The organism is Mariniluteicoccus endophyticus (assembly GCF_054780035.1).
In genome coordinates, this window is record NZ_BAAGXC010000004.1 from 33,107 (window position 1) to 53,476 (window position 20,370).

23 protein-coding genes and 1 tRNA gene are annotated in these 20,370 nt (G+C 71.2%); 10 read left to right on the top strand and 14 right to left on the bottom strand.

Going from position 1 to position 20,370, the window contains the following annotated elements; genetic code table 11:
* Window positions 1-25 precede the first annotated feature (25 nt).
* The gene (locus ACYVGD_RS01770; RefSeq protein WP_460741254.1) at window positions 26-991 is read left to right on the top strand and encodes an aldo/keto reductase; all 966 of its coding nucleotides are present in this window, start codon (window positions 26-28) and stop codon (window positions 989-991) included.
* An 8-nt stretch (window positions 992-999) separates the two neighbouring features.
* Here the strand turns inward: ACYVGD_RS01770 and ACYVGD_RS01775 are convergent, their stop codons facing one another.
* Window positions 1,000-1,239, bottom strand: coding sequence for a DUF5703 family protein (locus tag ACYVGD_RS01775; protein ID WP_460741306.1), 240 nt, complete (start codon window positions 1,237-1,239; stop codon window positions 1,000-1,002).
* Window positions 1,236-2,243, bottom strand: coding sequence for a zinc-binding dehydrogenase (locus tag ACYVGD_RS01780; RefSeq protein WP_460741255.1), 1,008 nt, complete (start codon window positions 2,241-2,243; stop codon window positions 1,236-1,238). The genes ACYVGD_RS01775 and ACYVGD_RS01780 overlap by 4 nt, the downstream gene beginning before the upstream one ends.
* A gap of 131 nt (window positions 2,244-2,374) precedes the next feature.
* On the opposite strand from ACYVGD_RS01780, the gene ACYVGD_RS01785 reads away from it, so the two are divergent.
* Window positions 2,375-2,463: transfer RNA gene (locus tag ACYVGD_RS01785), tRNA-Leu, on the top strand.
* Between the two features lie 46 nt (window positions 2,464-2,509).
* Here ACYVGD_RS01785 and ACYVGD_RS01790 read toward each other — a convergent pair.
* On the bottom strand, window positions 2,510-3,628 hold the full coding sequence (locus ACYVGD_RS01790) for an aminoglycoside phosphotransferase family protein (protein WP_460741256.1): 1,119 nt from the start codon (window positions 3,626-3,628) through the stop codon (window positions 2,510-2,512).
* A 94-nt stretch (window positions 3,629-3,722) separates the two neighbouring features.
* Between ACYVGD_RS01790 and ACYVGD_RS01795 the strand changes: the two genes are divergently transcribed.
* Both ACYVGD_RS01795 and ACYVGD_RS01800 read left to right on the top strand, forming a co-directional pair.
* Window positions 3,723-4,094, top strand: coding sequence for a nuclear transport factor 2 family protein (locus tag ACYVGD_RS01795; RefSeq protein WP_460741257.1), 372 nt, complete (start codon window positions 3,723-3,725; stop codon window positions 4,092-4,094).
* A 5-nt stretch (window positions 4,095-4,099) separates the two neighbouring features.
* The gene (locus ACYVGD_RS01800) at window positions 4,100-4,501 is read left to right on the top strand and encodes a VOC family protein (RefSeq protein ID WP_460741258.1); all 402 of its coding nucleotides are present in this window, start codon (window positions 4,100-4,102) and stop codon (window positions 4,499-4,501) included.
* 81 nt (window positions 4,502-4,582) lie between these two features.
* Here ACYVGD_RS01800 and ACYVGD_RS01805 read toward each other — a convergent pair whose 3' ends face one another.
* The 3 genes from ACYVGD_RS01805 to ACYVGD_RS01815 form a co-directional block, all read right to left on the bottom strand.
* Entirely contained in the window at window positions 4,583-4,837 is a 255-nt protein-coding gene (locus ACYVGD_RS01805) for a DUF2798 domain-containing protein (protein WP_460741259.1), read from the bottom strand.
* Between the two features lie 288 nt (window positions 4,838-5,125).
* Window positions 5,126-5,800, bottom strand: coding sequence for a flotillin domain-containing protein (locus tag ACYVGD_RS01810; protein WP_460741260.1), 675 nt, complete (start codon window positions 5,798-5,800; stop codon window positions 5,126-5,128).
* A 107-nt stretch (window positions 5,801-5,907) separates the two neighbouring features.
* Complete coding sequence (locus ACYVGD_RS01815; RefSeq protein ID WP_460741261.1) at window positions 5,908-6,651, bottom strand: flotillin family protein; 744 nt, start codon at window positions 6,649-6,651, stop codon at window positions 5,908-5,910.
* 329 nt (window positions 6,652-6,980) lie between these two features.
* Here ACYVGD_RS01815 and ACYVGD_RS01820 point away from each other — a divergent pair, with 329 nt between their 5' ends.
* From ACYVGD_RS01820 to ACYVGD_RS01840, 5 genes are all read left to right on the top strand, one after another.
* Complete coding sequence (locus tag ACYVGD_RS01820; RefSeq protein ID WP_460741262.1) at window positions 6,981-8,252, top strand: NAD(P)/FAD-dependent oxidoreductase; 1,272 nt, start codon at window positions 6,981-6,983, stop codon at window positions 8,250-8,252.
* Between the two features lie 129 nt (window positions 8,253-8,381).
* Window positions 8,382-8,756, top strand: a complete 375-nt coding sequence (locus ACYVGD_RS01825; RefSeq protein WP_460741263.1) for a MarR family winged helix-turn-helix transcriptional regulator — start codon at window positions 8,382-8,384, stop codon at window positions 8,754-8,756.
* Window positions 8,753-10,045 carry an MFS transporter gene (locus tag ACYVGD_RS01830; RefSeq protein ID WP_460741264.1) on the top strand — a complete coding sequence of 431 codons (1,293 nt, stop codon included), beginning with the start codon at window positions 8,753-8,755 and terminating at the stop codon, window positions 10,043-10,045. The genes ACYVGD_RS01825 and ACYVGD_RS01830 overlap by 4 nt, the downstream gene beginning before the upstream one ends.
* A 112-nt stretch (window positions 10,046-10,157) precedes the next feature.
* Window positions 10,158-12,269, top strand: coding sequence for an N-acetylmuramoyl-L-alanine amidase (locus ACYVGD_RS01835; RefSeq protein WP_460741265.1), 2,112 nt, complete (start codon window positions 10,158-10,160; stop codon window positions 12,267-12,269).
* 67 nt (window positions 12,270-12,336) lie between these two features.
* A complete protein-coding gene (locus ACYVGD_RS01840) occupies window positions 12,337-12,624 on the top strand; it encodes a GNAT family N-acetyltransferase (RefSeq protein ID WP_460741266.1) in 288 nt (95 codons plus the stop codon).
* Window positions 12,625-12,627: 3 nt separating this feature from the next.
* On the opposite strand, the gene ACYVGD_RS01845 is transcribed toward ACYVGD_RS01840, so the two are convergent.
* The 8 genes from ACYVGD_RS01845 to rplS form a co-directional block, all read right to left on the bottom strand.
* Window positions 12,628-13,257 carry a hypothetical protein gene (locus ACYVGD_RS01845; RefSeq protein ID WP_460741267.1) on the bottom strand — a complete coding sequence of 210 codons (630 nt, stop codon included), beginning with the start codon at window positions 13,255-13,257 and terminating at the stop codon, window positions 12,628-12,630.
* 79 nt (window positions 13,258-13,336) lie between these two features.
* Complete coding sequence (locus ACYVGD_RS01850; protein WP_460741268.1) at window positions 13,337-14,461, bottom strand: DNA-processing protein DprA; 1,125 nt, start codon at window positions 14,459-14,461, stop codon at window positions 13,337-13,339.
* A complete protein-coding gene (locus ACYVGD_RS01855) occupies window positions 14,458-16,008 on the bottom strand; it encodes a YifB family Mg chelatase-like AAA ATPase (protein WP_460741269.1) in 1,551 nt (516 codons plus the stop codon). The genes ACYVGD_RS01850 and ACYVGD_RS01855 overlap by 4 nt, the downstream gene beginning before the upstream one ends.
* On the bottom strand, window positions 16,005-16,370 hold the full coding sequence (locus ACYVGD_RS01860) for a YraN family protein (RefSeq protein ID WP_460741270.1): 366 nt from the start codon (window positions 16,368-16,370) through the stop codon (window positions 16,005-16,007). Before ACYVGD_RS01860 ends, ACYVGD_RS01855 begins: the two co-directional genes overlap by 4 nt.
* An 88-nt stretch (window positions 16,371-16,458) precedes the next feature.
* Window positions 16,459-16,770, bottom strand: a complete 312-nt coding sequence (locus ACYVGD_RS01865; RefSeq protein ID WP_460741271.1) for a DUF2469 domain-containing protein — start codon at window positions 16,768-16,770, stop codon at window positions 16,459-16,461.
* Window positions 16,771-16,782: 12 nt separating this feature from the next.
* Window positions 16,783-17,442: a ribonuclease HII gene (locus ACYVGD_RS01870; RefSeq protein WP_460741272.1), complete on the bottom strand. Its 660-nt coding sequence runs from the start codon at window positions 17,440-17,442 to the stop codon at window positions 16,783-16,785.
* Window positions 17,442-18,857, bottom strand: coding sequence for a signal peptidase I (lepB, locus tag ACYVGD_RS01875; protein WP_460741273.1), 1,416 nt, complete (start codon window positions 18,855-18,857; stop codon window positions 17,442-17,444). Before lepB ends, ACYVGD_RS01870 begins: the two co-directional genes overlap by 1 nt.
* Before the next feature lie 126 nt (window positions 18,858-18,983).
* Complete coding sequence (gene rplS, locus ACYVGD_RS01880; RefSeq protein ID WP_460741274.1) at window positions 18,984-19,334, bottom strand: 50S ribosomal protein L19; 351 nt, start codon at window positions 19,332-19,334, stop codon at window positions 18,984-18,986.
* Window positions 19,335-19,534: 200 nt separating this feature from the next.
* Between rplS and ACYVGD_RS01885 the strand changes: the two genes are divergently transcribed.
* Window positions 19,535-20,233 (top strand): hypothetical protein, encoded by a 699-nt coding sequence (locus ACYVGD_RS01885; protein ID WP_460741275.1) that lies wholly within the window; start codon window positions 19,535-19,537, stop codon window positions 20,231-20,233.
* Window positions 20,234-20,370 lie beyond the last annotated feature (137 nt).

The following is a 20,370-nucleotide window of genomic DNA, read 5'->3' on the forward strand; positions in this document are numbered from 1 at the left end:
GCGACGGGCACTAGTCTTCTTCGCCATGGAGATGCGTCAGGTGGGGAACACGGGCCTGCAGGTCGCCCGGCTCGGGCTCGGCACGATGACCTGGGGCCGTGACACCACGCGGTCGGAGGCCAAGCAGCTCCTGCGCTCCTACCGCGACGCGGGAGGCAACCTGCTCGACACCGCGGCGGCATACGGCCACGGCGACTCCGAGCGCGTCATCGGCGAGCTGCTCGCCGCCGACGTGGCCCGCGACGAGGTCGTCATCATGACCAAGGCCGGTTTCGTGCAGCGCGACGGCCACCGCGTCGTCGACACCTCCCGCCACGCGATGCTCAGCGACCTCGACGAGTCGCTGCGGCGCCTGCGTACCGACCACGTGGACGTGTGGCAGGTGCACGCCTGGGGGTCGGCGCCGCTGGAGGAGACGCTGTCGGCGATGGACCTCGCCGTGAGCTCGGGACGCGCCCGCTATGTGGGCCTGTCGAACTTCATCGGCTGGCAGACCGCGCAGGCCGCCACGTGGCAGAGAGCCTTCCCCGGGCGTACGCCGCTCGCGTCCGCCCAGGTCGAGTATTCGCTGCTGGCCCGCCGCGCCGAGGTCGAGATCCTGCCCGCCGTGCGCGCCTTCGGCATGGGCTTCTTCCCGTGGTCTCCGCTGGGTCGCGGCGTGCTGACGGGCAAGTACCGCGAGTCGATCCCTCGCGACTCCCGGGCCGCCACCCACTTCGCATGGTTCGTCGAGCCCTATCTGGAGCAGCGCTCCAAGGCCGTCGTCGAGGCCGTCGTGCGCGCGGCCCAGGGCCTCGACCTGTCGCCGCTGCAGGTCGCGCTGGCGTGGGTGCGCGACGTCCCGGGGGTGACCGCTCCCCTGCTCGGCGCGCGCACCGCCGCCCAGCTCACCGAGTGCCTCCGGGTCGAGGAGGTCGAGCTGCCCGAGCCGATCGCCTCGGCCCTCGACGACGTGACCGGCGGCCCGGCGGCGGGACGTACGCGCGCCTGAGCGCGGTTCTAGCGTCTCAGCTCGGAGGTGTCGAGCGTCGGGCGGACGCGGATGATCTTGCGGCGTACCCAGATCTCGCGGCTGCCGTCGCGGTAGCGACGCAGCCGTTCCAGCTCCCAACCGCCGTACTCGGCACGGTCGGTCAGGAGCCGGCGTACGGCGTTCTTCGACCAGGTGTGGTCGATGCGCAGGCGCTCGACCTCGTACTCGGGTTCGGGGCGCCCCCGGTTGCGCAGGTGGGTGCTCAGCGGTGGAGCACCACCTTCAGGCGACCGGTGGCCGGCACGTTGGCCGTCTCGTACGCGGCCTGCACCTCGTCGAGCTCGTCGAACGAGAACTTGTGGGTGGTGAGGTTGTTCGCCAGCGTCGGGTCGGCGCGCAGGTAGTCATCGGCGGCCTTGAGCATGCGGTGCTTGTCACGGGTCAGGCCCGAGCGCAGCGTGAGGTCCTTGTGGAGGAACTCATCGAAGTCGAACGGGTAGGAGTCCTGGTCGGGCACGCCGAACGCGAAGACGAAACCGCCGTGGGCGACACCGTGAACGGCGTCGTTGAGAGTCAGCGTCTGGTGGCCCACCGCCTCGATGACGATGTCGGGACGGTCCGCGTCGGAGACCTGACGCGACCACGTGGTGGAGTGCGTACGGATGAACTCGTCGACGCCGAAGGTCTTGGCCGCCTCGCTGTGGTCGACCAGGTCGATGCCGGTGACGTGTGCGGCACCCGCCTCCTTCATCAGGCGCGAGAACATGACGCCGATGGGGCCCTGCCCGAGCACGGCGACGCGCTTGCCGGCGACGTCGGGGATGCGCTCGACCGCGTAGATCACGCAGGCCAGAGGCTGCAGGTTGATGGCGACGTCCGGCGACCACTGCTGGTCGTAGGACAGCACCGCATCACCGGGGACCTTGATGTAGGGACGCAGGCCCTCGTAGGACAGCGCCCAGCCGACGACCTTGTCGCCCACCTTGTGGTGAGGGCTGCGGGTCGCGACGACCTCGCCGAGGGTCTCGTGCATGGGCGAGCCCGGCTTGGAGATGAAGCCCGGGTTGGGCGGCTCGGGCGCCGAGCCGCTGCCGGCCATCTTGCCGACGATGCCCCGGAAGTAGGGGAGGTCGGAGCCGCACACGCCGCCGGCCAGCACCTTCAGCAGCACCTCACCCTCGGCGAGTTCGGACTCCTGCGGCTTGGCCAGCTCGTCGCGGCCGAACTTCGTGGGGGCGACCAGCGAGTGGGTCTTCATCGTCTCCGTCATGATCGGATTATGGCCCCACCACTCCGCCGTCGACACCCCTGGCCCGCTCTCTGGGCGCTCGATGTGCATCCGTGCGCCGGTTCTGCTAAGTTCTACGGGCTGCCCCGGTGAGAACCGGAGGCCGACACCGAGTCCGGGTGGCGGAATAGGTAGACGCGCTAGCTTGAGGTGCTAGTCCCCGTTACAGGGGGTGGAGGTTCAAGTCCTCTCTCGGACACCAACGGAACGGGTCGTGACGATGTCACGGCCCGTTCGTCGTTCCCGGGTCAGGCCTCGTCGTCCTCCGCGGGCTCCCGCTCTCCCCCGTCCGCCTCCGTCGCCGGCTCGGCGGCCCACTTGTCGAACCACCCGGCCAGTGCCGGGCGTACGTCTTCGCGGGTCTGGTCGTCGAGGTCGACCTGCTCGAGGATGCGGTCGGCCGACTCCTCGCCGAAGCTTCGGTGTTGTTCCATGGCGCCATTGTCACCCGCGTGCCGCTCGAGCTCGAGCCCGACCTCGGCGGCGATGGCCCGGACCATCCGCGTGAGGCGGGCGGCACGCTCGGGCATCGTGGCCCGGTATTCGTTGAGGGTCAGCAGTCCCGGCCCCGCGAAGGCGAAGGCCCGCGCACGGGCCCACGTCGCGTCGTCGGCGCCCGTGGTCTGGCGCAGCGTCTGCCGGGCCGGTGCGTCGAACAGGCTCCACGCATACAACAGGTCCACCGACCCGTCGCCCACGCCCATCGCGCCGAAGTCGATGACACCGGCCAGGTGGCCGTCGGCGTCGACCAGCAGGTTCTCCGCCGACAGGTCGGTGTGGACCCAGCAGGGCGGCGAGGTCGAGCGCGGGACGTCGCGTACCCGACACCAGGCCTCGCGAACGGCGGCGGGATCGAACTGGTCGGCCAGCGCGAGGGCTGCCTGGTCGACCCACCGGTCGGTCTCGTCGGTCACGGGCTCGCCGCAGCGGTAGCCCCACGTCTTCGGACCGACCGGCACCCCGGACGCGTCCACCGCGTGGAGCTCCCGCACGAAACGCCCCAGGTCAGCGGCGAGCGCCTGCTGCTGGTCGGCAGTCAGGTTGTTGGGCCGCTCCCCCGCGATCCACGACACGACCGCCCAGTCCCACGGAAACTCCGGTGACGGGACGCCTGCGTGCACCACCTCGGGCACGCGTACGCCGACCCCCGGGGCGATACGGGGCAGGAAGCGTGTCTCGGTGCGGATGCTCTCGGCGTACGCCGCCGAGCGGGGCAGGCGTACGGCCAGGTCGTCGCCCAGCCGGAACACCCAGTTGCTGCTCCCCTCGTCCGCGCTGGGACGCACCGGCAGATCGGCGAGGTGGGGCGCCTGCTCGGCCACGAGCCGGGCCACGAGGTCGGGAGAAGGAGGTGCCGCGTCGGTCATGGGGGAAATGTCGCACAGCGGCCCCGCGGGCACGATCGTGTTTCGGGAGCGGGTGGCCAGAACGGCGCCTGGTCTCCTCTCTAGGGTGGTGCCCATGGACGCACTCGATCTCGACACGCTCGTCGCCCTCGAGCGCCGGGGCTGGGACGCCCTGAGCGATGGCACGGGCGGCACCTACTACGGCGACCTCATGACCGACGACGCGCTGATGGTGCTGGTCAACGGCATCGTCATGGACCGCGCCACCGTCGTCGCCTCGCTCGACCAGGCGCCCACGTGGGACCACTACGAGCTGACCGATCCGCGCCGTGTGGACCTGGGCGCCGATGCCGCAGCGCTGGCGTACCGCGCCACGGCGCAGCGCGGCGGCGAGCCGCCCTTCGAGGCGCTCATGACCAGCGTCTACAGGCTCGTCGACGGTACGCCCCGGCTCGCCCTCTACACGCAGACGACGGCGACCCACTGATCATCGTGACCAACGCCGTGCACCACATCGAGCTGTGGACGTCGGACCTCACGTCCTCGGTCCCCTCGTTCGACTGGGTCCTCACCTCGCTCGGCTGGGTCGCCGAGCACGACCCCGACTGGCCCGCCGGCCGATCGTGGCACCACCCCAGCGGCGTGTACGTCGTGCTCGAGCAGTCCCCCGACGTGTCGGGTCCGCACGAGCGCACCCGCGCGGGGTTGAACCTCGCACTCCGCGCCCACGACCGGGCCCGTCTCGACGCCCTCCGCCGTGACCTCGGCGACCACGGATGGTCCGAGATGTTCGCCGACAGGTACCCCCACGCGGGCGGCCCCCAGCACACCGCCCTCTTCATCGAGAACGCCGAGGGGTTCGAGCTGGAGATCGTCGCCGACCGCCCCGCCTGACCCGGAGGACGAGCAGGGCGCCGACCGAGTCGGTCGACGCCCCGGGCTGTCGTGCTGTCGTGCTGTCGTGCTGTCCGGCCGTCAGGCCTCCACCGCGACCTCCTGCGGCTCCGGGCGCGGGCGGAGGATCGCCGCGGTGAGCGCCATCGAGGCCGGCCACGCCACCATCGTGAGCACGAAGGCGATGGGCCAGGCGATGATGAACTGCTTGGGCCAGGTCGTCAGCCACTGCATCGACGGACCACCAGCGAAGATCATGCCGAGCAGGCCGGACATGGTCGTCGCCATGATGAAGGTCATGATGGTCTGCGACAGCAGGATGGTCTTCTTGTCCACGGATTCTCCCTTGGTTCTGGCCGGGGCGCAGCGATCCAAGACGCAGCGCCACCGACCGCTGCGTTGCGGATGGGCGCCTCTGGGTTCACACCGTGCGGTGCGACTTCATCTCGGAGTGCGAGGGCTGGAATAACCACACCAGCCGGAATCTTCAGGCGCGGCCAGACTAGCACCCGCGTACGCCTGCCGCCGGCCGTGGACACGCCGCCGGGAACGCCCCCTGAAAGCCCCGGACATGCGAAGAGGGCCCGCCGACGGCGGGCCCTCCTGGTCGTACGCGGCAGGCGTTCAGGCCTGCGCGGTCTCCCCCTCGACCGTGGTGCGCTTGGCGGGCACCGCGTCCTCGGAGTACTGCGAGACGAGCTTCGACAGGTCGACGCCCGTGGTGTTCTTGATGAGCTCCATCGTCTGGACGACGTTGTTGGTGACCTGCTTCGGCACCGCGCCCGCGCCGTCGGTGGAGACGACGGTGAGCTTGTCGATGCCCGCCATCGGGGCGGCGACCTTCTCGGCGACCTCCGGCAGCACCTCGACGAGCATCTGCAGCACGGCGGCCTGGTTGTATCGCGAGAACGCCTCGGCGCGCTTGTTCATCGCCTCGGCCTCGGCCTGGCCGGTGGCGAGGATCGCGGACGCCTGGGCCTCACCCTCGGCGCGTACGGCCTCCGCCTCGGCGATACGGCGTGCCTTCTCGGCCTCACCACGACGCGCACCCTCGATGGCCTCGGCCTCGGCGAGCGCCGCACGGCGGGACTTGTCACCCTCACCGGTCAGGCGCGCGGTCTCGGCCTCGGCCTGGGCACGGGCGATCGCGGTGGCCTTCGAGGCCTCGGCCCCGAGCCGCGCCGAGTTCTTGCGCGCGGCGGCCTCGGTCTCGGCGCGGTAGCGGTCGGCGTCGACGGGCTTGCGGACCTCGGTGTCGAGCTGACGGTCCTTCCGTGCGGCCTGGCGTACGGCGACCATCTCCTGCTCGGTGAGGATCGCCTGGTCGCGGTCGGCCTGGGCCAGCGGGACCGCTGCGGCGGCCTGAGCGGACGCGGCGTCGGTCTCGGCCTTGATCTCGGCGGTCTTCAGCGCCAGCGCACGCTCGGAGATCGCGATCTCCTGCTCGGCGATGATGCGGGCAGGCTCGGCCTCACGTCGGGCATCGGCCTCGGCGACCGAAGCGATCCGGTTGGCCTTCGCGGCCTCGGGGCGACCGAGGTCGGCCAGGTAGGCCCGTCGTCGGTGATGTCCTGGATCTGGAACGTGTCGAGCACCAGGCCCTGGCCGGTCAGCGAGCTCTCCGACTCGTCGGCGACGCGCTGGGCGAACGCCGCGCGGTCACGGATGATCTGCTCCACCGACAGCGAGCCGACGATGGAACGGAGCGAACCCGCGAGGGTCTCCTGGGTGAACGTCTCGATCTCTTCCTGCTGGGTGAGGAATCGCTGGGCGGCCGCGCGGATCGAGTCCTCCTTGCCACCCACCATGACAATGGCCACGCCGTCGAGGTTCAGCTTGATGCCCTGACCCGACGCGGCGCCACGGATCTGGACCGTGATGCGGCGCGAGACCGGTCCAGGATGTGGAGGCGCTGCACGAACGTCATGACGCAGACGCCACCGCCCATGACCCTTCTGGCCCGACAGGTCGGTCGAGATCTGGCCGGTCTCGGGGTTGCCTACCTCCTTGCCCTTCGAGCGGGTGACGATGAAGGCCTCGTTGGGGCCCGCCACCTTGTAGCGGCTGATGGTCACCAGGACCAGCAGCACGAGCAGCACGAGCAGCGCGACCGGTGGCATGATGCTGATCGTCAGGACACGAAGGTCCATCTGTTCTCCTTCGACGTGGCCCGAGTGGGCCGGCCGCCCCGGCGAAGCCGAACGCGCCGAAGAATCCCGCGATCGCGGTCAGCGAGCAGAAGTCGCTGTCGAACAGGATGTCCATGTCGAGGAGGTCGCTCACCACCAGCGAGAGCACCAGCACCGCGAGGCTGATGCCACCGATGCAAGAAAGACCATTGCCCCCGTTTCCGGGCCGAGTGCAGGTGGACCGGACCTGAAGGCAAGCCGACGCGATCCGTCGCCCGCCCCCCTCCCCCCTCGGTGGGGCTCGGTGCGATGATGAGGCGATTGATCACACACCCACGAAAGTGAGCGCCATGACCACCGCCGTTCCTCTGCGCGCCGCCTCGACCGACCAGCCCCACGTGGTGGTCGTCGGAGCCGGCATGCTCGGGCTGTCCACCGCCTGGTTCCTGCAGGAGGAGGGCGTACGCGTCACCGTGCTCGACCGCTCGGGCGTCGCCGCCGGCTCTTCCTGGGGGAACGCGGGCTGGATTTCACCGGGCATGGCGATCCCGCTTTCGGAGCCGTCGGTGCTGCGCTACGGCGTCAAGGCGCTCATGGACCCCGACTCGCCGCTGTTCGTCCCCGTCAAGGTCGAGCGCGAGCTCATCTCGTTCCTGCTGGGCTTCGCCCGCCGCTGCACCATCGGCCAGTGGCAGAAGGCGATGCAGCACTTCGTGCCGCTCAACGCCATCGCCATCGAGAGCTATGACCTGCTCGCGCAGCACGGCGTCACCGGCGAGGTCCACGACGCCCCGATCATGGCTGCATTCCTCGAGGCCGGCCAGACCGAGTCGCTCGAGCACGAGTTCGATCTGATCCGCCAGGCGGGCGTACCGCTGGAGGCCGAGCGCCTCACCGGTGACCAGCTGCGTGCCGAGGTGCCGATCGTCGCCGACCGTGTCGAGGCCGCCATCGCGATCCGCGGCCAGCGCTACATCAACCCCGGCGCGTACGCGGAGTCGCTCGCCGACGCCGTCCGCGCCCGCGGCGGTGAGATCATCGCAGGAGCCGACGTGAAGCGCCTGCGCCAGGGCCCCGGCGGGCTGACGTGCGAGCTCGTCGGGCGTGAGCCCGTGCGCGGTGACGCCGTCGTGCTCGCCACCGGCGCCTGGCTGCCCGAGCTGGCGCGCGAGGCTGGCGTGCGCACCGTCATGGTCGGCGGCCGCGGCTATTCATTCTCGGTGCCGACCGACTCGCCGGTGAACGGCCCGGTGTACTTCCCCGTCCAGCGCGTGGCCTGCACGCCGCTGGACGACCGGTTGCGCGTGGGCGGGACCATGGAGTTCCGCGGGCCCGACGAGCCCCTCTACCCCGCCCGCGTGGAGGCGATCGTGCGCACCGCCCGCCCGCTGCTCGACGGCGTCGACTGGGACGACCGCCGCGACACGTGGGTCGGCGCCCGGCCCGTGACCGTCGACAACCTGCCGCTGGTGGGTGCCACGAAGATCCCCGGCGTGTGGACCGCCGGTGGCCACGGCATGTGGGGAATCACGCTCGGCCCCGCCACCGGCCGGCTGCTGGCGCGCTACATGGTGACGGGCCGCTGCCCCGACGAGCTGCGCGCGCTCGACCCCACGCGCTGACCACATCCCGGACACCCCGGCGGCCTTGCCTGCCGGTGATATATTTAGTCAAGTCAAACAACTAACTATCGGGAGGCGAGCGCGGGAGTGCCACAGACAGAGCTGGCGTACAGGCTGAGGGCCGCGTGCATGCGCGTGTCCCGCAAGGTGAAGCTCGAGGCCTCGGGGCTGGCTCCCCACCTGTTCACCGTCCTCGCCCAGTGCGAGCGCGAACCGCGCACCGCGACCGACCTCGCCCAGTGCGAGCAGGTCACTGCGGCGTCCATGTCGCGCACCATCGCCGAGCTCGAGCAGCGGGGCCTCATCGCCCGCCTCCCCCACCCCACCGACGGTCGCACCCGGTTGATCTCCCTCACCGACGCCGGTCGCGCGGAGCTCACCGCCGGACGACGCCGCCGCGACACCTGGATGCAGGAACGCCTCGCCGAGTGCACCCCCGAGGAGCGGCACACCCTCCAGCAGGCCGCCGCCATCCTCGAGCGCTTCGTCGGGGGTGCCCGATGAGCACGATGTTCGCCTCGCTGTCGGTGCCGAACTACCGCGCGTACGCCGCCGGAGTCGTCGTCTCCAACACCGGCATGTGGATGAGCCGCACCGCCCAGTCGTGGCTGGTGCTGATGGTGCTCACCCACCACGACTCGCAGGCCCTGGGCATGGTGACGGGCCTGCAGTTCCTGCCCGTGCTGCTGCTGTCGACATGGGCCGGTTCGCTGGCCGACCGGTTCGCCAAGCGCCACATCATGCTCGTCACCCAGTCGGTCATGGGCCTCAACGCGCTCGTGCTCGGCCTGCTGGTCGTCACCGGGCACGCGACGCTGCCGCTGGTCTACCTGTGCACCCTGATCGAGGGCTCCGCCTCGGCGATCGACGCCCCCGCGCGCCAGTCGTTCGTCTCCGAGATGGTCCCGCCCAAACGGCTCAGCAACGCGATCTCGCTGAACTCGGCCATGTTCAACGCCGCACGCCTGTTCGGGCCTGGTGTGGCCGGCGTGCTCATCGCGTTCGGGGGCACCGGACCGGTGTTCCTGATCAATGCGGCCACGTTCGCGGTCTTCCTCGTCGCGCTGCTGCGGCTCGACCGCTCAGAGCTCACGCCCGCGCCGCGCCAGACCGGCAAGGGCCGCGTACGCGAGGGCCTGCGCTACGTACGGTCAAGGCCCGACATCATGCTGATCATGGCCATCGCCTTCATGATGGGCACCTTCGGCTTCAACTTCCAGATGACCAACGTGCTGATGGCGACCGAGGTATACGGCCGCGGCGCCGCCGAGTACGGCGTGCTCGGCTCGATCATGGCGATCGGTTCGTTGACCGCCGCGCTGCTGTCCGCGCGGCGCGAGCGCCCCCGCCTGCGTCACCTGCTCATCGCCCTCGCGGCGTTCGTCGTGTCGTCGGCGCTCGGCGCGGCATCGCCGACGTTCCTCGGCTTCTGCATCATGCTCGTCCCCATCGGTCTCAGCGCGATCTCGGTCTCGGTCACCGCCAACGCGCTGGTCCAGTCGCGGGTCGACGCCGAGGTACGCGGCCGCGTGATGGCGCTGTACATGCTGCTGTTCCTGGGCGGCACCCCCCTCGGCGCACCCGTCATCGGCTGGATCGGCGAGAACTTCGGCGCGCGCTGGACCATCTGGATCGGCTCGGCGTTCGTGGGCGTCACGCTGGTGGTGGCAATGGCCTACCTGTGGCGGACCGAGCGGCTCACGCTACGCGTGGCGCGGGGCGGCAGGCGCCTCCCGAGGTTCAGGTTCGTCCGCGGCGAGGTTGACGAGCCCGAGCCGCAGAAGTTCGCTTAGATTACCGCGCGGTCACGAATCGACCTCGTCCGGTCACAAGTCGACCATGTGCCGTGACAATCACCGCACACGCGCGAAACACTCCACGGGAGAGCAACCCACGAGGAGTGAGATGACCAGCCCTTCCCAACGGGTCAGGATCGCGACCGCCGTCGCAGCCCTTGCCCTGACCGCTGGCTACGGCGCCCCCGCGTACGCCGCACCGACGCCGACGCCCACGCCCACGCCCACGCCGAAGTACTCGCCCACGCCGACGAGGTCCGCGACGACGGCCGCCAAACCCGGCGTACACCAGATCTCGGTCCCGCAGTCGCGCCCGAGCTTGGTCGACGGCCGGACCGTGGTCGCTGCCCTCGCCCCGCAGGCGACCAGCCGGTTCTCGATGGCAGGCGTCACCTGGGCGGCGTCCTCGACGTCACCGACGGTCCAGGTCCGTACGCAGAACCTCGAAGGCACCTGGAGCACATGGTCGACACTGCCCACGGAGTCGCTGGTCGCCGAGGGCAGCAAACGCCTAGGCACCGCCCCGGCATACACCGGTGATGCCCAGGGCATCGAGGTCCGCGTGCTCGTCGACGCCGGCGCGACCGCCCCGGGCGACCTCCAGCTCTCGCTGATCGATCCCGGCCGCCTGGCCACCGACGCCGCCCCCCAGGAGACCCGCCCCGCGGCCAACGGTCGCGCCGTGACCCAGGCGGCTCAGCCGCCGGTGGTCTCGCGTGCCGCGTGGGGTGCGGACGAGAACCTCAAGTCCCAGTCGGGCGCGAGCTGCATGACGCCCAAGTACGACCGCACGATCAAGGCCGTCGTCGTCCACCACACCGAGGGCAGCAACGACTACACCGCCGACCGGTCGGCGAGCATCGTGCGCGGCATCTACGCCTACCACGTGACCGGCAACGGCTGGTGCGACATCGGCTACAACTTCCTGATCGACCGCTACGGCAAGATCTTCGAGGGACGCGCCGGTGGCATCACCCGCCCCGTCCACGGCGCCCACGCGTTCGACTGGAACACCGACACCATGGGCATCTCGGTCATGGGTTCGTTCTCGGCCCAGCTCCCGCCCGCGGCCGCCCTCGACTCCGCCGTACGACTCACCGCCTGGCGTCTCGCGGCCTACTACCGTGAGCCGTTCGGCCGTCTCACCATCGGCCGCTACACCTCCGACGTGATCTCGGGCCACCGTCAGGTCAGCGACACCGACTGCCCGGGCGACGCCTTCTTCAACTACCTGCCCACGTTCCGCGACCGCGTTGCCCAGACGCTGGGCAGCTATCGGACGCCCATCTGGAACCGCTGGCAGCAGCTCGGCGGAGCAGGCAGCTTCACCGGCGACGTGTACGAGGGCGAGCAGCCCTACCTCGGCGGCCGCCTCACCCGGTTCTGGGGGGCGACGGTCTACCAGCGTCCCGACGGCGGTGTCGCTTGGGCTCGTGGCGCGATCCTCAGCAAGTACGAGTCCATGGGTGAGGCCCGCAGCACGCTCGGTTTCCCGCTGACCGACGAGAACTGCGAGGCGGCCGGCTGCTGGCAGAAGTTCGAGCGCGGCTTCATCCTCTGGTCGCCCCAGACCGGCGCCCACACGGTCTGGGGTGCCATCCAGGAGAAGCATGCCCAGATGGGCAACGAACGCGGTGTCCTCGGCTATCCCGTCACCGACGAGGTCTGCGCCGACGGCGGCTGCCAGCAGCAGTTCCAGGGCGGCTGGCTGCTGTGGTCCCCGGCCACCGGGGCGCACAACAGCTGGGGCATGCTCCGCGACCGCTACGTGCAGCTGGGCGGTCACAGGAGCTGGCTCGGCTACCCCAGCAGCGACGAGATGTGCGACGGCAAGGGCTGCTGGCAGGACTACCAGGGCGGTTCCCTGACGCTGAACGGCCAGCGCGGCCTACACTGGGTCCGCGGCGCCATCCGTGACCGCTACCTGGCCAAGGGTGGCCGCAACGGCATGTTCGGCTACCCCAGCAGCGACGAGATCTGCGGCCTGCGTGACGGAGGCTGCTTCCAGGCGTTCGGCCCAGACGGCTTCTACTGGTCGCCGACCACCGGCGCGTGGGAGAACCTGGGCGCGATCCGTGAGGCGTACGCCTCGCAGGGCTACGAGACCGGACGCCTCGGCTGGCCGACGACGGGCGAGCAGTGCGACGCGAACGGCTGCGTGCAGCGCTTCCAAGGCGGCACGATCACCTGGAACCCCCGCACGGGTCCGCGCATCAGCTGACCCCTCGAGAAACGATCGACCGGCCCCGGGGCCCTCTGGCTCCGGGGCCGGTTGCACAATGGAGCGTATGACCGAGCAGACCGAGACCTACTCCTACGACGCCGAGGCGTCCCGCTACGAGGCCCGTCGCGGTGACCGGGTCGTGGGCACGATCGACATCGTCGAGCGCGACGGCGTGGCGACGCTGACCCACACCAACACCGATCCCGAGCTGCAGGGCCAGGGCATCGCCAGCAACATCACCCGTTTCGCGCTCGACGACCTGCGCGAGCGTGGCCTCAAGGTCGTGCCGCAGTGCAGCTATGCCGTCGGCTGGATCGAGCGCCACCCCGAGTACGCCGAGCTCCTCGCCTGAGGCTCAGTCTGTCACGGCCGCGGTCGCACCCGCAGGCCGTGGCAGGCCGCTGCGGCGCAGCTCGAGGTCGGCAAGCCGGTCGATGACGTCCTGGTCGCCGTCCCGCCACGCCGAGACGGGGTCGTCGCTGATCTTGGCGATGAGGTGCATCGGCTGGTTGGCCATGGCCCGCAGAGCGAAGAGGTCGAGGTCGGCCGGCGAGTCGATGAACCGGCGCGCCGCCATCGACTCGGCCCGGAACCGCAGACGGCGAGGGAACCAGAGGGCGAAAAGCAGCGCCACCGGGATCGCGACGACGAGGATGCCGACGATCGAGGACACCTGTTCGATGAGGTGGACCTGACTCTCGGCGGCCGCGACCACGTCGCCCATCGAACCCGCGGCCGACTCGAACGGTTTGCGGAGCTCGTCACCGGCCAGCGGGACGTTGCCCGCCTTCGCGCCGGCGTCGACGAAGTCGGCCCGCAGCTTGCCCGCCGCCTGGGCGGTCTCGCGTGCGGGGGCCGCGATCGCCGAGATCGCACCGGCGACCACCCGTGAGATCTGCCACCACAGCACCGTCCAGACCACCATGAAGAGGTCTGCGGCGACCTGGCGCCACAGCTGCCACGACGGCCGTGCATAGAAGCCCATGTCGCCAAGTCTGCCGCGCCGGGCCCAACGGCGCCCCTCGACGCCCCGTCCACCCGCTTCCTGGATTCCAACCCTCCGCTCAGCCGACCGATCCCGGCACCAGACGCCACAGGGCGCTGTCGGTCATCTCCGCCAGCCCCATCTCCGACAGCTCGTCAAGCGCCGCCAGGACGGGTCCGATGGCCACACCGCTGCGCAACGCGATCTCGGAGGCGCTGCGTCCGCCGCGCCCGGGCAACGTCTCGAACACCTCCCGCACCTGGGGGTCGAGCACGTCCAGGACCCGGTCTCGGCCCCGCTCGAGGGGCAGCATCTCCTCCCCCATCGGCGCCAGCATCTCCCGGATGTGGGCGGGCGAGGCCACCAGCTCGGCCTCGCGGCGGCGTACGAGCTCGTGGGGTGTGTGGGCCTGGGCGGAGAACACAGGACCTGGCGCGGCCATGAGGTGGCGTCCGAGCAGCGTCGCCCACGTCGCGGTCGAGCGCGCGCCGGAGCGGACGGCTGCCTCGACGACCAGCGTGCCCAGCCCGAGCGCGGCGATGAGCCTGTTGCGACCGAGGAACCTCAGCCGAGAAGGCGTCTCGCCCGGCGCCACCTCGGAGACCAGCACATGGTCGGCCAAGATCGCGTCGAATATACGCGCGTTGCCCCGCGGATAGGGTCGGTCGACGCCACAGGCCAGCACGGCCACGGTCCGGCCCACGGCCATCGCCCCCGCGTGGGCAGCCGCGTCGATGCCGAACGCACCCCCGGACACGATGCCGTGGCCCGCCTCAGCGAGGTCACCCGCCCACTGGCGTGCCACCTCCTGGCCGTAGCCCGTCGCCGCACGCGACCCAACCATGGCGAGGGGACGCTCCCCCAGCAGTTCCGGCAGCCGACCCCGGCCGCGCAACCAGAGTCCGATCGGTTCGCCACCCCGCCGGTCGTGTTCCAGACCGGCCAGGTCACCGAGCCGAGACGGCCACTCCGCGTCGCCCGGCACGACGAACCGCGCCCCGCAGGCCATGGTGCGTCCCGCCAGGTCTGCGGGATGGATCCCCCGGGCCCGCCTCCCCCACGGCGTCTCCGCACGTGGACCGGTCAGGGAAGCGGCCACCGCGCAGGCCCCCTCGGCGGCCACGTGGGCCGCCAGCACCGGATCTCCCGGCTCGCTCACCGCGCACAGCAGCATCCGCGCCGCACGCTCGCGCTCGTCGGTCATGACGCCACCCCCATCGGCTGGTTGCCCCCACTGCGCCGCAACGAGATGGCCTGGCGGACATCGTGACGGGCGGGTGCGTCGCGACCCGCCAGATCGGCGAGCGTCCACGCCAACCGCAGGACCTTGTCGACGCCGCGGGCGCTCAGGTGTCCCCGGGACACGGCCGCGTCGACCAGCTCGACGCCGTCGGCCCGCGGCAGGCAGGACCTCATGTAGGGGCCGCGCACGTCGGCGTTGAGCCGCCACGGGGTGTCGGCCAGGCGTCGGGCCTGTCTATCCCGCGCCTCGGCGACGCGGGCCAGCACCGTGGCCGACGACTCCGACGGCGTGACCCTGTCGAGCAGCGATCGCTTCACCGGGTGGAGCGTCTGGTGGATGTCGACGCGGTCGAGGATCGGCCCCGACAGCCGCTGGCGGTAGCGGATCACCGACATCGGGGCACACCGGCACTCCGCGCCGGGCGTCAGTGACATCCCGCAGGGGCACGGGTTGGCGGCCATCACCAGCTGGAACCGGGCCGGGTAGGTCGCGTGCCGACCGCTGCGGCCCAGCGTGATCGTGCCCTGTTCCAGTGGGGTCCGCAGCGCGTCGAGGGTCTTGGGCGCGATCTCGGCCGCCTCGTCGAGGAACAGGACGCCGCGGTGGGCCAGGCTGGCCGCCCCGGGCTGGGCCACGCGGGCCCCACCACCGACCAGGCCCGCCAAGGACGCAGAGTGGTGGGGTGCCGCGTACGGAGGACGGCGGTCGAGATGACCTCCGACCGCGATCCCCGCCAGCGAGCGGATGGCGGCCACCTCGAGCGCATGGTCGGTGCCCAGGTCGGGCAGGATCGTGGGAAGGCGTTCGGCCAGCATCGTCTTGCCCGACCCGGGCGCGCCGTGCAGGAAGACGTGGTGGCCGCCGGCGGCCGCGACCTCCAGCGCATGGCGTGCCTCGTCCTGGCCGACCACGTCGGCGAGATCAGGCGAGGTGCCGACCGCCCGGTCCGGTGCCGCCGCCCGGACCGGGGGGCCGGGGACGAGCAGCGGTTCGCCTCGCAGCACCACCAGCAGGTCCGTCAACGAGGCGACGCCCTGGACCTCGAGGCCCTCCACCAGACCTGCCTCCGCGACGTGGCACCACGGGACGACGGCCCGCGTGAACCCGGCGTCGCGGGCCGCCAGCAGCGCGGGCAGGACGCCCGGGACACCGCGTACGCGTCCGTCGAGCCCCAGCTCGCCGACCAGGACGCGATCTGCGAGCAGCCGGCCGGGAACCCGGTCGTCGGCCGCGGCGAGGACCGCGCCCGCGATGCCGAGGTCGTAGTGGCTGCCCGCCTTCGGCATCGTCGCCGGCGTCAGGTTTATCGTCACCCGTTGTTGAGGCCACTCGAACCCGCAGCCGACCACCGCGGCCCGGCAGCGGTCCTTCGCCTCCTGCAGGGCCGAGTCGGGCAGCCCCACCAGCGAGGTGCGCGGCAGCCCGCTGGCCACCGACACCTCGATGTCGACCACCGTGCCCACCAGCCCGCTCAGCGCCACCGAGTGGGCCGTCGCCAGCCGACTCATGCGTCGATCCACTTCTCGTGGCGCACCACCGGCAGCCGCCCGGGCCGGGCGACGATTCCGATCGCGTCGAGCCGGATCGCGCCCCGGTGACCCGGGTGCGCGGCCAGCCACAGGCCGACCAGCCGCCGCAGCCGTCGAACCTTCGCGTACGTCAGGGCCTCGAGCGGGTCACCGAAACCCGTCCCACGACGCAGCTTGACCTCGCAGAAGACAAGGGTCCCGTCCCCGTCGACGGCGACCAGGTCGAGCTCACCGTGACGGCAGCGCCAGTTGCGGTCGATGACGACGAGCCCTGAGGCAGCCAAGTGTTCCTCGGCCAGGTCCTCCCCGCGGATGCCGCGGAGCTGATGTGAAGCAGTCATGCCCCTCACACATAACGTGCGCAGGGCATGAAACGGCACTTGCGCACAGGAGTGCTCCCCCAACTCGTCGCTCGGGGCTGTGGACAGCTCAGTCCTGGCCGGGGACCTTCAGCTCGCTGTGGACGATCTCCTCGATGGAGACGTCGCGGAACGTCAGCACCTTCGCGCTCTTCACGAAGCGTCCGGGGCGATACATGTCCCACACCCACGCGTCACCCATCGAGACCTCGTAGTAGACGTCGGTGCCCTCGGTGCGCACCTTCAGGTCGACCGCGTTGCAGAGGTAGAACCGGCGCTCGGTCTCGACGGCATAGCGGAAGATCCCGACGACGTCCTTGTATTCCTTGTAGAGCTGCAGCTCAAGGGCGGATTCATACTGTTCGAGATCTTCGGCGCTCATGGTGGGACCACTCTAACCGCCCGCGACCGCCCTTGCCTCGAACACGGCCGCGGCCCGGCGTACGTTGTCGAACCGCCACCGGTGCACCGGGCTGGGCCCGTGCTCCTCCAACAACCGCTGGTGGACCCCCGTGCAGTAGCCCTTGTGACCGTCGAAGCCGTAGTCGGGATGTTCCTCGTGGAGCTCGGTCATGATCCGGTCGCGCGTAACCTTCGCCAACACCGACGCGGCGGCCACGCACGCGGCCACCCGGTCGCCCTTCCACACCGCCAGCCCGGGCGCGCCCAGCCCGTCGACAGGGAACCCGTCGGTCAGGACGTACGCCGGCGCCACCTCCAGACGCAGCACCGCACGGCGCAGCGCGGTGATGTTCGCCACGTGCATGCCGAGGCGGTCGCACTCCTGCGGGGGCACCACGACCACCGACCAGGCGACGGCCCTCGCCACGATCTCGTCGAAAGCCCGCTCACGCGCCGCGGCTGTCATCAGCTTGGAGTCGCGCAGGCCCGTGATCGGTCGCGTGCCGAGGATCGCAGCCGACGCCACCAGGGGTCCCGCGCAGGCGCCACGACCGGCCTCGTCGGCACCCGCGACGGGAGCCAGACCTGCCCGGCCCAGGGCACGCTCATAGCCGTAGAGCCCCGAGTCGCGACGGACGACGACCCGGCCCATCAGCAGCTGTCCGGTGCCTTGACGATCAACGGGGCAGCAGGCGCGGCCTGCTGCGGCGGGCTCACCGCCCGATAGGCGTCGGGGTTGTCGAGCCGGCGTACGCGGTCGAAGGGCATGAAGATCGCCGGCACCGTGCCGACGACCGCGTCGAGCGGGATGAACGCCCCGGCGCCGGGCCCCTTCAGGCTGGTGTCCTTGAGGTGGCAGCGCGAGTCGGCCGAGGCGTCACGGTGGTCGCCCAGCACGAAGATGTGCCCCAGGGGGACCACAACCTCGAAGTCGACGTTGGAGGCCTTGACCATGCCGCTGGCGTCGGCGTACAGGTAGGCGCTCTCGTCGAGCGGCGTCCCGTTGACCGATAGACGTCCCTGCTTGTCGCAGCAGCGTACGCGGTCTCCCGGCATGCCGACGACCCGCTTCACCAGGTGTTCCTCGGCCGAGCTGGGCGCCAGGCCCATGACCTCGAGCGCCTTGCGGACACCGCTGGGGCGCGGCTTCTCGGCCGAGTCGAGCCAGTGGTTGACGTCGCGGAAGACGACGATGTCGCCACGCTCGACCGAGGTCACCTTCTCGGCGGCTATCTTGTCGCCGACGCGCAGCGTGTTCTCCATGGAGCCCGAGGGCACCTCGAAGGGCTGGACGACGAACGTCCGCAGCAGGAACGAGGCCAGGAGGGCGGCGACGATGATGATGCCCACCTCGCCGATGGTCCCGAGCAGCGTCGCCGGCTTCTCCTCCTCCACCGCACGTCGCCCGCGTCGCCCACGCCGGGCCCGGCGCACGGCGGCGGTGGAACCGCGCGGGGGCGGCTCGGCCGCCGAGGTGGGACGGTTAACGCTGGGACGTCCCGCGGTGACCGAGCGTATCGGGGCCGTCGCAGGCACCGCGCCCCGGGAACGGTCGGTCTGAACGCGCAGGGTCGGATCGGGGTCCCAGCCAGCGACCGAGGGGGCCTGTGGCTGAGCGGATGTAGCGGCCACGGCCGGGGCGGGCGGGATGGGCGGGGCGGGCGGGGCTGCGCCGAACACGGGCACGGCGTCGATCAGGGGCTCCGGCTCGCGGTAGAGGTCAGGTCTGTCGGTCACCGGTGGCGCGACGTCGGCCGGGGACACCCAGCGCCGCCGCGGCTGCAGGATCGTGCCGTCCTGGTGGGGCTCGTCCCATGCGCGCGCCGGCGCACCCGCAGGGCCTCGCGGTCGCAGCACGGTCCCGGGCTCGGTGTCGTCGGCGACGTCGTGCGAGGCCGCCGGCGGGACGGGCTGTCGGGGACGGGGGTTGGTGTCGCCGTCCGCCGCAGCGGGGGCGGAGGCGCCCACGGGCGGCGGGGGCAGCGTCGCCTCATCGTAGGCGCGGCGGGCGACGGGACGAACGGACGTCGCGTCGGGGTCGCCGCCCCACTGACCCTCACGGCTCACCGGATCGTGTCCTTCCATCGCTGCGTGCCGCGGCGGCGGCACCCGCCCAAAGGTACCCGCCGCCGGGGCGGGGACGACGAACGCGCCCCGACCGAGGTCCGAGGCGCGTCGTCATGGGTGCGCAGATCAGTTCTCGCGCTTCTCCTTGATCTTGGCGGCCTTGCCGTGCAGGCCGCGCAGGTAGTAGAGCTTCGCGCGACGGACGTCACCGCGACGCTCCACCTCGATCTTCTCGATGATCGGCGAGTGGACCGGGAACGTACGCTCGACGCCGACGCCGAAGCTCACCTTGCGGACAGTGAACGCCTCCTGCAGGCCGCCGCTGTTCTTGGCGATGACGATGCCGGCGAAGACCTGGACGCGCGAGCGGTTGCCCTCGACGACGCGTACATGGACCTTCACGGAGTCGCCCGCGCGGAAGGCGGGGACGTCGTCACGGAGGGACTGCTTGTTGAGCTCGCTGATGAGCGGATGCATGATCTGGTCCTTACCCGGCGCCACAGGTCGCCGCGTGCTTGAAGTCGTTGGATGTCGCCAGGTCCCGGACTATCCCCCCATGGCAGGAGCCGGAGCACGACAACGAGGGTTGATTCTGCCAGAACGACGACAGTTCGACCAAACCGTGCGCCCCTCGCGTAGGCGCGCGACGAGCTGGGCCCGGTGGTTAGGCTCCCACCATGGTCAAGTCCCGCGTACGCCTCGCCGCCGCCTCAGCCCTCCTGCTCCTGGGGGCTGGCTGCACCTCGGAGCCCTCCCCCACCCCGCCGCCGGCGCCCGTGGACACGCCGCCGAACCCGCCCAACTCCGCGATCCCCACACCGGATGCGCCGACGGCGCCGCCCGCGGACGGCGTCACTCCCGCCTCGCTCCCGACCGCCGGCGACCTGGTCGGCCGCGTCCAGGGCCCCTGGAAGGAGACGGTCACCACCGACCGCAGCCCCAACCAACCGGTCAGCGGGTGCCAGCGCTCGCAGTGGGAGTCGTTCGGGGCGACCTCGCTGCAGGTCCGCGAGTACGCCGGCCCCGGCGGGTCGACCGCCGCGGCCGTCGCCATGGGCTTCCCGAGCGCCGAGGACGCCCAGCGGGCCTCCGACACGGTGGCCCAGTGGTGGTCCGACTGCTCCGACGTGGTGACGTCGCAGGGCGGCAGCGGGGTCGAGGTCGTCGAGAAGCCCGCGGAGCTCACGGTCGACGGCGGACGGGGATCTGTCGACAGCGGGCGCTGGACGCTGGCCGGCAAGCAGGTCTCCGAGGGCCACGCCACCGTGCTGCTGGGCACGCGCCTGGGCGTGGTCGTGATGAAGGACTCCCAGCCCGTGCCCCGCGACGTGCTGACGAGATCACTGGAGAATGCCGCTCGCCGACTGCGCGGATGACGCACGACGCCCGGCGACCGCACAGGTGCGGTCCCGGGCGCCAGCGGCGATCTCCTGGGGGCTGGGTAAGAGCGCATGACGACTCTCCCCCTTCCGGATGATGGATGCCAGCCGGGCGGAAGCGGAAACTTCCAGAT